This is a genomic window from Coleofasciculaceae cyanobacterium (assembly GCA_036703275.1).
Lineage (GTDB): Bacteria > Cyanobacteriota > Cyanobacteriia > Cyanobacteriales > Xenococcaceae > Waterburya.
The window spans coordinates 1-1622 of record DATNPK010000045.1; the positions used below are offsets into that span (position 1 = coordinate 1).

Consider the following 1622-nt stretch of genomic DNA (forward strand, 5'->3'; position numbering starts at 1 on the left):
ATTGAATAGTAAAAGAAATCTGGTTAGGACACAATTTATTTAACCCGATGACCAGCTTGGTCTTCATCACTCTCTGTACGGGACAAAAAAGAGAGGGAATGCTTGCAAAAGTACAGATGAAAAGGGTTTGATTAAAAGTAATACCAATTTAAATTGAATATATGACAGATAGACTAAACTAAAAAAAGCAGTTAGCTTATTGTGAATGATGGTAGGAGTAAGTTCAGTACAAGTAAAAGAAAGTTTAGAAGAACTGGCAAAAAAACTACGCCAAGCAAAAACCCCAAGGGAAAAAGAGAGGTTACAGGTACTAAACTTACTCAAACAAGAAAAAGCACCGAAGATTAATGCGATCGCGAACTCGTTAGGCAAACATAGAGGTACAGTACAAAGCTGGTTATCCAGATATAAAAAAGAAGGAATAGAGTCGATGCTAGAAATCAAATCATATCCTGGAAGAGTACGAATAATTCCTGGCTTGGGCAGAAAGAGCTTTAGAAAAACGGTTACAAGAACATAATCATGGCTTCGCTAGTTATGGAGCAGTGCAGCAGTGGTTATCAAAAACTCTAGGAGTAGAAGCAGAGTATCATGCAGTATATCAAATGACCCGCTATCGACTCAAAGCAAAGTTGAAGGTAGCTCGCCCTGAAAATAACAAGCAACAACAATGCCAAAGAGAAGCATTTAAAAAAGCGCACCGCCCGCGCTGAGGTTTCCTCAGCGTATAGGACGGAGCAAGAAACCTTGGTGACGATCTCCAATTGTTGAGTCAGTACGATCGACAAGTTCGACAAAATGAGCGACCAATTCGTTATTTTGCACTCAGATGAGAGTCGTTTCGGGTTAAAAACAATTATCGGGCGATTGATTACGGGTTGTGGAGTTAAACCAATTGGCAAATGGCAATGGCTCTTCAAAGCTTTTTGGCTCTATGGGGCGGTAGAACCAGCAACAGGAGAATCTTTTTTTCTTCAGTTTTCTCATGTTGATGCTCAGTGTTATCAACGATTTTTAGATGAATTTTCTCAAGCGTACCTAGATAGCCTCAATATTCTTCAAGTAGATAATGGTCGGTTTCATATTAGTAAGGATTTAATTATCCCAGAGAATGTTGTTTTGTTGTTTCAACCACCGTATTGTCCAGAACTTAATGCGATTGAGCGTCTGTGGGAATATCTCAAGGCTGACCTTAAATGGTCTTCATTCAAAACTCTAACGGAACTACAAATTAAATTGGACGAACTCTTAGCAGAGTTAACTCCCAAAATCATTGCTTCACTGACTGGTTATCCATTTATTTTAGATGCCCTATCTGTCGTTAATACTATTTAAATTGGTATTATTCAAGTACTTGACCTGTCTGAGTTCGGTATCTTCAGGTAAAATGCTAGACTTCTTGAGCAGCTCAATTGCTGGCGGATAAGAAGGATTCTTATCGACATTGATGGCGAGACAGGCGGAACTTGCTTCCGCATCTTTAATCGCCATGTTGATTACTCTTGGTTCTTGAATATGAGTCCGTTTAAGTACTTTGAGTCAAAAGCGTTTAGCCGCATTGGTATCTCGTTTTGCCGTCAAGAGAAAGTCCAAGGTCTTACCTTCACTGTCAACGGCACGAT

General features: G+C 39.5%; 4 protein-coding genes and 1 pseudogene. 3 read left to right on the plus strand and 2 right to left on the minus strand.

Features of this window, described 5'->3' with window-relative positions; all coding sequences use genetic code 11:
- Positions 1-205: 205 nt before the first annotated feature.
- From V6C71_08935 to V6C71_08945, 3 genes are all read left to right on the plus strand, one after another.
- On the plus strand, positions 206-520 hold the full coding sequence (locus V6C71_08935; GenBank protein ID HEY9768614.1) for a helix-turn-helix domain-containing protein: 315 nt from the start codon (positions 206-208) through the stop codon (positions 518-520).
- A 25-nt stretch (positions 521-545) separates the two neighbouring features.
- A complete protein-coding gene (locus V6C71_08940; GenBank protein HEY9768615.1) occupies positions 546-713 on the plus strand; it encodes a hypothetical protein in 168 nt (55 codons plus the stop codon).
- A gap of 85 nt (positions 714-798) precedes the next feature.
- Positions 799-1335: an IS630 family transposase gene (locus V6C71_08945; protein ID HEY9768616.1), complete on the plus strand. Its 537-nt coding sequence runs from the start codon at positions 799-801 to the stop codon at positions 1333-1335.
- On the opposite strand, the gene V6C71_08950 is transcribed toward V6C71_08945, so the two are convergent.
- Both V6C71_08950 and V6C71_08955 read right to left on the minus strand, forming a co-directional pair.
- The gene (locus V6C71_08950; GenBank protein HEY9768617.1) at positions 1312-1491 is read right to left on the minus strand and encodes a hypothetical protein; all 180 of its coding nucleotides are present in this window, start codon (positions 1489-1491) and stop codon (positions 1312-1314) included. The two genes, V6C71_08945 and V6C71_08950, sit on opposite strands and share 24 nt — an antisense overlap.
- A gap of 51 nt (positions 1492-1542) precedes the next feature.
- A pseudogene (locus tag V6C71_08955) lies at positions 1543-1622 on the minus strand (DDE-type integrase/transposase/recombinase).

Coding starts and splice junctions, on each gene's coding strand:
- V6C71_08935 (HEY9768614.1), top strand. CDS start 206: ATGATGGTAGGAGTAAGTTCAGTACAAGTAAAAGAAAGTTTAGAAGAA.
- V6C71_08945 (HEY9768616.1), top strand. CDS start 799: ATGAGCGACCAATTCGTTATTTTGCACTCAGATGAGAGTCGTTTCGGG.
- V6C71_08950 (HEY9768617.1), bottom strand. CDS start 1,491: ATGGCGATTAAAGATGCGGAAGCAAGTTCCGCCTGTCTCGCCATCAAT.